Here is an 8,949-nt window from a genome sequence, read left to right as displayed (position 1 = left end):
CCGGTCGACCGGCTCGACCGGGTCGTCCGGGGTGGCGCCGCCGCAGGCCAGGGCCGGTGCGGCCCAGTCGGTGTGCTCGTTCGCCGCCGCCGTGGTGCTCAGGCGCAGCCAGGACACGCCGGTCAGGTCGGCGGTGAGCGTCGTCGCCGGGTCACCCGGGTGCACGACGGCCTCGGCGACCGTTGTGTCGTCGGCGCGGACGGTGAAGGTCGCGGGGCCGGACGCGGTCGCCTCGTCGTCCAGGCCGGCGTCGGTGGTGAGGTTCGTGCAGCGGCCGCCGAGGTAGTACAGGATCTCGCTGGGCGCGGTGGTGCCGATCCCGCGCTGGTAGACGCGACCGGCGATGGTGATCAGCGAGCCGTCGCCGGTCGCGTCGCCGCCGTTGCTGAGGTCGGTGCCGATCGGGCCGAGGCCGTTGGTGGACCGCACGGGTGCCAGGGTGCTCAGGTACCGGCGCCCGTCCGGCGGCGCGTTCACCACCGTGCCGACGACCTCGCTGACCGACGTGCCGCGGTGGCGGCCCCACGTGTACGCGGCCGTGAGGCTGATCGGGTACTGGCCGGCGGGCGTGCCCGGCGGGGCCGTGACCGTCCAGGTGGCGTCCATGGCGGCGTCGGTCGGCAGTGTGCGCCGCTTCGCGGTGCCGGTGACCGTCCAGCCCTGGGGCGCCCGCGCGGTGAGTTCCACGTCGCGGATCGCGCCGGCGCCGCGGTTGGTCACGGTCGTGGTGAGCGTGCCGCTCTCGCCGGGCACGAGCGTGCCGAGCGCCGCGCCGACCGTGACCGACGGCGCGGTGTGCCCAGGCGCCCGCAGCGGGCGGACGCGGTAGACGACGGTGCCGTGTGCCGGCACGGCCGCCGCGATGGTGTCGCGTGCCTGGCGGACGTCGCCGGTCCACAGGTCCCGCAGGCGGTAGGCGTTCGCGTGGCGCAGGCCGGTCCGCGCGGCCGGGACGCTGACGGTCGCGAGCGCGTCGGTGGAGTTGTAGAGCGCGATGGCCCGGTCCCCGTCGGCGAGCGGCTTGTCGAGCACCATCAGCCCGTTCTCGTCGGTGACCACCCGGCCCTGCACGCCGAGCCGGTCCTGGTCGACGGCGATGATCTCGCGGTTGCCGAGGATGGCCAACGTGGCCGGCGAGGCCGTGCGGATGTCCGTGCCGATCAGCAGCGGCGCCGCCATGACCGCCCACATGCTCATGTGGGTGCGGTACTCGGTGTCGGTCATGCCGCCGTTGCCGATCTCCATCATGTCCGGGTCGTTCCAGTGGCCCGGGCCGGCGTAGGGCGCGAGCGGCGCGTTCAGCTTGAGCAGGTTGACCACCGACGACCAGCTGTCGTTGATGTCCCCGGTGGTACGCCACAGGTTGCCGACGCTCTCCGCCCACTCCCACGGCTCGTTCTGGCCCCACTCGCAGATCGCGTAGACGATGGGCCGGCCGGTCTTCCTCAGCGCGTCCCGCATGGCGGTGTAGCGGCGGATGTAGTCGGCCTGCGAGCCGTCGGAGGAGTTGTTGCAGTTGTCGTACTACAGGTAGTCCACGCCCCAGCTCGCCCAGGTCTGGGCGTCGACGTCCTCGTGGCCGAGGCTGCCGGGGTAGCCGGCGCAGGTCCTGGTGCCGGCGTCGCCGTAGATGCCGAGCTTGAGGCCCTTCCCGTGCACGTAGTCGGCGATGCCCTTGATACCGCTGGGAAACTTGGCCGGGTCGGGCACCAGGCGACCGTCGGCGTCGCGGTCGTGCAACGCCCAGCAGTCGTCGATGTTGACGTACCGGTAGCCCAGATCCCTGAGCCCGGAGGAAACCAGCCGGTCGGCGGTCTCCTTCATGAGCGCCTCGCTGACGTCACAACCGAAGGCGTTCCAGTTGTTGAACCCCATGGGCGGCGTGGCCGCGAGCGTGGTCACGGACGTCGGCGCCGCGACGGCCGAGGAACCGACCCAGGGAACGAGCACGACGGCGAGCAGCAAACAGAGAATCCTACGCATCGCTCCTCCAGCGGCACCGGTGCCACACAAGCCCCGTCGATGAGAACACCGAACCGGTTTAGTGTCAATAAATCCGTTTTTGTTCAGCATTTTGTTCAGCGCGGGAGGGCGTCAACTTATCCGGTTAAGTACGTTGTGACCGCGGTCACGTCAGGGAGCGGTCCCCGGCTCGGTGCGGCGTTCGTCCTGTCGTCAGATCCACGAAGGAGGTCCCATCATGGGCAAGGTCACCGTCCGTCTCTGCTACGGGAGGACCCGATGAGGTACGCACTGTTGATCAACGAGCGCCCCGGTGCGTATGCCGGCATGAACGCGGACGAGCGGGCGGCCATCACCGCGGAGTACCTGGCCATCCGGCGGGACGCGCGGGTGCTCACGGGGGAGCGGCTGCAACCGGCGCACACCGCGACGACGGTCCGGTCCGCCGACGGCGACCTGCTGCTGACCGACGGCCCGTTCGCGGACACCAAGGAGGTCTTCGGCGGCTTCTTCCTCGCCGAGGCGAAGGACCTCGACGACGTCATGGACGTGGTCGGCCGCATCCCGGCCGTGCGGATGGGCGGTTCCGTCGAGGTGCGTCCGCTGCTGGAGTACTGAGTGCTCGACCGAGTCTTCCGCGCCGAGTGGGCCCGGGTGCTCGCGTCCCTCGTCGGCTTCCTCGGTGACTTCGACCTCGCCGAGGAAGCCGCGCAGGAAGCCTTCGCCGCGGCCGCCGAGCGGTGGCCGCGCGCGGGGACGCCGGACAACCCGAGGGCATGGCTGCTGGTGACGGCACGCAACCGGGCCATCGACCGCATCCGCCGCGACCGCACCCTGACCGCCAAGGCCCACCTGCTGGCGGGCGTGCCGGCGGAGACCGCGGCCGAGGACGACCGGCTGCGGCTGATCTTCCTGTGCTGTCACCCGGCGCTCGGCACACAGGCACAGGTCGCGCTCACGCTGCGGGCGCTCGGCGGGCTGTCCACCGCCGAGCTCGCCAGGGCGTTCCTGGTGCCCGAGGAGACCATGAAGCGACGGCTCTCCCGGGCGCGCGGCAAGATCCGGGCGGCCGCGATCCCGTTCACCACGCCACCGGACCACCTGCTGCCCGACCGGCTCCGCGCCGTGCTGTCGGTGCTGTACCTGATCTTCAACCAGGGCTACGGCGACGCCCGGGTCGACCTCGCCGCCGAGGCGATCTGGCTGTGCACCACGCTGTCCGACCTCATGCCGGACGAGCGGGACGTGTTCGCGCTGCTGGCGTTGATGCTCCTGCACGACGCGCGCCGGGCCGCCCGGGTGCGGGACGGCGAGATCGTCCCGCTGGCCGCGCAGGACCGGCGCCGGTGGGACGCGGCCCAGCTCGAGCGCGGTCGGGCGGCGCTGGCCCGCGCGACCGCGCTGGGCGCCGCCGGCACCTACGCGGTGCAGGCCGCGATCGCCGCGCTGCAGACCGAGCCGGAGATCGACTGGCCGGCCGTCGCGGTGCTCTACGGCCGGCTGTACGAGCTGACCGGGTCCCCGGTCGTCGCGCTCAACCGCGCGGTCGCGGTCGCGGAGACCGAGGGGCCGCGTGCGGCACTGGCCATTGTGGACGGACTCGACCTCGGCGACTACCGGTACTTCCACTCCACCCGGGCCGAGCTGCTGCGCCGCGGCGGCGAGGTGGCCGCCGCGCGGCAGGCGTACGAGGCGGCTCTCGCTCGCACGACCACGGACGCGGAACGGCGGTTCCTGTTGCGTCGGCTGGGTGAACTGTGAGTGCTGGGCGTGGCCTCCGGCCCCCGGTTCGATCGTCCCACGCGGCACCGACAGGTCCGGCTCGCCGGCGGGCTCGTCCCCAGCCGCGTAGGAGGTCCGCGTCGGTGGAACGCCCGGTCCGTTAGCCGCCAGACCCGGTGCCCCTCGCCGGCCAGGCTGATCCGCATGATCAACGCACTCGAAGGCAAGGTCGCTCTGGTGACCGGGGGGAGCAGGGGCATCGGTGCCGCGGTGGTGCGGCGCCTGGCCGAGGACGGCGCCGACGTGGCCTTCACCTTCCACCGCAACCAGGAGCGCGCGGACGAGGTCGCCGACCACGTCAAGGCCGCCGGTCGGCGGGCCGTGGCGATGCGCGCCGACAGCGCCGACCCCGCCGCGGTGGCCGCCGCCGTCGACCGGGCCGCGGGGGAGCTGGGGCGTCTGGACATCCTCGTCAACAACGCGGGTGTCGGCGTGCTCGGGCCGCTGGCGGAGCTGACCCCGGCGCAGTTCGACCGGACCATCGCGGTCAACGTCCGGGCGCCGTTCGTCGCGGCGCTGGTCGCGGTCCGGCACATGGCCGCCGGCGGGCGGATCATCACCATCGGCAGCAACGTGGCCGAGCGCGTGGTGTTCCCCGGCTTCGCCCTGTACGCCACGAGCAAGGCGGCGCTGGCCGGTCTGACCAAGGCGCTCGCCCGCGAGCTCGGCGACCGGAACATCACCGCGAACCTGGTCAACCCCGGCGCGACGGACACCGACATGAACCCCGCCGACGGCCCGGCCGCCGAGCCGCAGAAGGCGCACATCGCGCTGGGCCACTACGCGGACCCGGCCGACATCGCCGCCGCGGTGGCGTTCCTCGCCGGCCCGGACGCGAGATACATCACTGGGACAAGCCTCACCGTGGACGGAGGATTCAACACCTGAGCGAACGCGAAAAGTAGTCTGCGTTACATGGCGGTGAGGAGGGACGAACAGCTCATCGGGCGGGAGCGGGAGCTGGCGCGGCTGCACGAACTGACACGCCTGGTCGCCGCGGGCAGGGGAGGTCTCGGCTGGGTTCGGGGTGAGCCCGGCATCGGCAAGTCGGCGCTCGTCGACGTGGTGGCCGGTGCGGCCGCCAGGCAGGGCTGCGCCGTCCACCGCGCCGCCGGGGACGAGCTCGCCCAGGCGTTTCCGCTCCGCCTGATGGCCGATGCCTTCGGGGTGTCGGCCCGCGCGGACGACCCGGCCAGGGCGGCCATCCACCGCCTCCTCCGCGGCGAGGACACCGGCGCCGCCGACCCGGTGCTGGCGGCCGGCGAGCGGCTGCTCGAACTGGTCGACCGCCTCTGCACCGCCGGGCCGGTCGTCCTCGTCCTGGAGGACCTCCAGTTCGCCGACGAGCCCAGCCTCCTGCTGTGGAACCGCCTCGCGCGTGCCGTCGACCAGATCCCGTTGCTGCTCCTGGCCACCGACCGCCCCGCACCCTCCCGGGGGACCGTCGCCCGCCTGCACGACCTCACCCGCGAACGCCGCGGCGAGCTGGTCGAGCTGGGCCCGCTGAGCGAGGACGGCGCCGCCCGCGTCGCCGAGCGCCTGCTCGGGGCGCAACCGGGGCCGCGCCTGCGCCGGGAGCTGGCCAGGGCCGGCGGGAACCCCTTGTACGTCAGGGAACTCGTCGACGCGCTCACCAGGGACGGCCTCGTCACCGACGGCGAGTTCCACGGTGCGGACGGCGCCGTGCCCGACTCGCTCGCGGTCGCGATCCGCGGCCGGCTGCGGTTCCCCAGCGCGGACGTGCTGCGCGTGGCCGCCCTGCTGGGCAACGACTTCGGCATCGACGAGCTGGTCATCGCGACCGGGCGGTCCGTGGCCGAGCTGACCGTCGCCGTCGAGGAGGCCATCGCGGCCGGGGCGATCCAGGAGGTCGGGTCGCGCCTGGCGTTCCGCCACGAGGTGATCCGCCAGGTGCTCGTCGGCCAGGCCTCGACCGCCACCGTCGAGAGCCTGCACGGCCACCTCGCCAGGGAGCTGGCCGCCGCCGGCCACGGCATCGACCTCGTCGCCCGACACCTGCTGGCCGCGCCGGGCTTCGCCGACCGCTGGGTGGCCGAGTGGCTCGCCGAGGTGCCCGAGTCGATGCTGTACGCCGTGCCGCAGGTCGCCGCCGAGCTGCTCACGCGCGTCACCCGCATCCGCAGCCCCGACGGCCGGCTCTGGCCGGTCCTCGCCGCCCGCGCCGCGCAGGTCCTGTACTGGCTGGGCCGCCCGGAGGCGGGCCGGCTCGCCGCGGAGGTCGCCCAGCACACGGACGACCCCGCGCTGGCCGCCACCATGACCATCCTGCGGCTGCGGGCCGCCGGTCGCGTCGGCCAGGCCGAGGAGGCACTGGCGCTGGCCGCGGCGCCGGTGGGCCCGGACGTCCCGCGGCACCTGCGGGCCCGGCTCGCCGCCTGGTCGGCGATCAACTTCGCGTCCTTCGGCGAGGTCGACCGGGCCACCGCGACCGCCGAGCACGCACTGGCCGAGGCCACCCGCTCGGGTGACCGGTTGACGCTGGGCTACGCGCTGCACGCGTCGACCCTGGTCGTGGACGCGCCGACCGCCGTCGACCGCATCGACCGGGCGCTGGCCGAGCTCGGCGACGACCCCGCGTCGACCGACCTGCGCCTCATGCTCACCAACAACCGCCTGACCTACCTGGCCGTGCTCGGCCGGTGGCACGACGTCGAGGCGTCCCTGCCACGCGCGCTGGTGCTGGCCGAGCGGGCGGGCACCTTCCGCGCCGCCAGCCTGCTCGCCACCGCAGCCGAGGTCGGCTACATGCACGGCGACTGGGACGACGCGCTCGTCCACCTGAGCGGCATCGACGCCGAGTTCCGCGCGAACCGGGCCAACCTCAACCCGCCCGCGGTCGGCGCGCTCGTCGCACTGCACCGCGGCGACCGGGACGCCGCCGGCGCCTGGCTCGCGGCGGCCGGTGACGACTTCGCCGAGCTGACGCGGCTGCGGACGAACTGGCGACTGGCCGCCGCGTGGTCGCTGTCCGCCGAGGTCGCCGGCGAGCCGGAGCGGGCGCTGGACCGGCTGTCCACGTTGCTGGAGCAGAGCGACGTGCCCGGCCAGCGCACCCGCCAGGAGCTGATGCCGCACCTGGTCCGCCTCGCCCTGTCGGTCGGCGACCGCGGCCTCGCCGACGCGGCCGTCGCCCTGTGCCAGGCGGACGCGGACGCCGACCCGCAGGCCGACCGGATCGCCGCGGCCCGCTGCTGCCAGGCCCTCCGCGACGGGGACGCGGAGGGCCTGCTGGGTGCCGCACTGCGGTACGGCGAGCACGGCTGGCCGCTGCAGCGGGCACTCGCGCTGGAGGAGGCGGCGGTCGTGCTGGCCCAGGACAACGAGCCGGGTCGCGCGCGCGCCGCGTTCACCGCCGCCCTGAACGTCTACAACGGCCTCGGCGCGGCGTGGGACCTGCGGCGGGTGGAGGCGCGGCTGCGGCCGTTCGGCATCCGCCGTGGTCCACGCAGCCTGCGCCGCCGGCCGACCAGTGGCTGGGCGGCGTTGACGCCGGCCGAGACGCGGGTCGCCAAGCTCGTCGCGCGCGGGATGTCCAACCCGGACATCGCGGACGAGCTCTTCCTTTCGCGCCGGACGGTGCAGACTCATGTCTCGAACATCCTGGCCAAGCTGCGGCTGCGTTCGCGCATCGAGATCATGCGTGAGGCCGTCGGCGAATGAGCAACCGCCGATACCAGCAACCGCCAATACCTACGTGCCGTGGCCGATGACTACGCCACCCCGCGGGGCAGAAGCTGGGATGCGTGAACGCGCAATCCCTGCTGGTCGGTGCCGTCCGGTTCGGCTTCACCCTGGCCCCCGTCGACGTGTCCGTGCTGCGGCAGACGTTCGGCGTCCGGTCCCGGCTCTTCCCGCTGCGGCTGGGCAGCACGGCCGTCGACCCCGTCCGCTTCGCCGCGCTGGCCAAGGCCGTCGACGAGGCGCTGGAGCGTCGCGGCCTGTCCGCGGACGGCTGGCTGAACCCGTCCGTGTCGGCGGGGTTCGAGCTGCTGGCTGAGCACCGGGTGGCCGTGTCGATCACCGGCGCGCCCGGGGACCTGACCGTGCTCGCGGTGTCCGACGACGAGCGGGCCATGACGATCACCCAGCAGAGCGACGAGGAACTGCGCTGCGAGCTGTTCCCCGCCGCCGAGCTGGTGGCGACGGTCGTCGCCGCGCTGCCGCCGGCACCGGCCGCGGAGCCTCCCGCCGGCCCCGACCGGATCGCCGCCGAGCCCGCCGAGCAGTCGGAACCGCGGCTCGGCGGCGGGCTGATGGTGGCGTCCGGCCGCGGCCGGCACGGCCGGTGGTCGGACATGCTCGGCTGGGTCGACACCGCCCGCGGGCGGCGCCTGGTGCGCACCACGAGCGACCGGTCCGGCAACTTCGCCGCCCGGTACACCCCGGCCGGCCGCGCCGAGCTGATCGCGGCCGTCACCACGCTGCTGACGGCGGACCGGTGACGCGGCGCGGGTCGTCCACCCGCGGCGGACAGGGCGGTCGACGCGGTGCAAGCCGCCGCTGAGCACGTCCGCACCACCGCCCGCCAGTACGCCGAGCGCGACGAGGCCAACGCCGAGCCCTTCCCGCCGGCCACGGAATGGCCCCCGGAAAGGATCACCCGATGATCACCGCCCGCGATCCGGACGAGGCACAGGACCGCATCGAGCAGTGGGCCGAGGGGTTCGCCGCCGAGGCACGGCACTACCAGGAGGCCGGCGCCCGCACCGAGGCGCCGCGGCTGACCGCGACCAGCCCCGGCGGCATCGTCACCGTGACCGTCCGCGTGGACGGCGGCGCGGCCACCGCGACGGGCGTCGCCGGCACCGCGCTCGACGCGCTGACCACCGTGCTCGACAGCCTGGAGGTCGACCCGGCCACGCGGTCAACGGGCGGCCACTCCCCGGGCCTCCGCGGCTCCCGCGGCCTCGGTGGCTCGGCGACCCCGTCCGGCGCGCGTCGGCAACCGCCGCGTGCCAAGGGTTTCGGCGACAACCCGGACGCGCACGGCGCACCCGTCGCGGAGAAGACCCGGTGCGGGGGCCCGATCGACGTCACCACCGGCTGGCTGGTCATGCCCCAGGACGACGTCGCGCTGGCCGGCGCCCTGCCGTTCACGGTCTCCCGCACGCACCTGTCCGGCTTCCGCCTCGGCCGCTGGTTCGGCCCGTCCTGGGCGTCCACACTGGACCAGCGGCTCGACGT

7 protein-coding genes and 1 pseudogene are annotated in these 8,949 nt (G+C 74.2%); 6 read left to right on the top strand and 2 right to left on the bottom strand.

The window, feature by feature from the left end; genetic code table 11:
- Positions 1–1,035, bottom strand: a 1,035-nt coding sequence (locus ACJ73U_RS45265) for an NPCBM/NEW2 domain-containing protein (protein WP_407783982.1), incomplete at its 3' end; no start/stop codon positions are given.
- A gap of 57 nt (positions 1,036–1,092) precedes the next feature.
- Positions 1,093–1,875: pseudogene (locus ACJ73U_RS45260) on the bottom strand (glycoside hydrolase family 27 protein); the annotation flags it as partial.
- A gap of 366 nt (positions 1,876–2,241) precedes the next feature.
- Here ACJ73U_RS45260 and ACJ73U_RS45255 point away from each other — a divergent pair.
- From ACJ73U_RS45255 to ACJ73U_RS45230, 6 genes are all read left to right on the top strand, one after another.
- The gene (locus ACJ73U_RS45255; RefSeq protein ID WP_407783981.1) at positions 2,242–2,580 is read left to right on the top strand and encodes a YciI family protein; all 339 of its coding nucleotides are present in this window, start codon (positions 2,242–2,244) and stop codon (positions 2,578–2,580) included.
- Entirely contained in the window at positions 2,581–3,723 is a 1,143-nt protein-coding gene (locus tag ACJ73U_RS45250; RefSeq protein ID WP_407783980.1) for an RNA polymerase sigma factor, read from the top strand.
- Positions 3,724–3,888: 165 nt separating this feature from the next.
- The gene (locus ACJ73U_RS45245) at positions 3,889–4,632 is read left to right on the top strand and encodes an SDR family NAD(P)-dependent oxidoreductase (RefSeq protein ID WP_407783979.1); all 744 of its coding nucleotides are present in this window, start codon (positions 3,889–3,891) and stop codon (positions 4,630–4,632) included.
- Positions 4,633–4,659: 27 nt separating this feature from the next.
- Positions 4,660–7,425, top strand: a complete 2,766-nt coding sequence (locus ACJ73U_RS45240) for an AAA family ATPase (RefSeq protein ID WP_407783978.1) — start codon at positions 4,660–4,662, stop codon at positions 7,423–7,425.
- 83 nt (positions 7,426–7,508) lie between these two features.
- On the top strand, positions 7,509–8,207 hold the full coding sequence (locus tag ACJ73U_RS45235; RefSeq protein ID WP_407783977.1) for an ESX secretion-associated protein EspG: 699 nt from the start codon (positions 7,509–7,511) through the stop codon (positions 8,205–8,207).
- 161 nt (positions 8,208–8,368) lie between these two features.
- Positions 8,369–8,949: DUF6531 domain-containing protein (locus tag ACJ73U_RS45230; RefSeq protein WP_407783976.1), on the top strand; the 581-nt coding region annotated here is incomplete at its 3' end.

The organism is Actinophytocola sp. (assembly GCF_045807065.1).
Classification (GTDB): Bacteria; Actinomycetota; Actinomycetes; order Mycobacteriales; family Pseudonocardiaceae; genus Actinophytocola.
The sequence above is the reverse complement of the archived record's forward strand: the minus strand, read 5'-3'. Positions and strand labels throughout refer to the sequence as shown.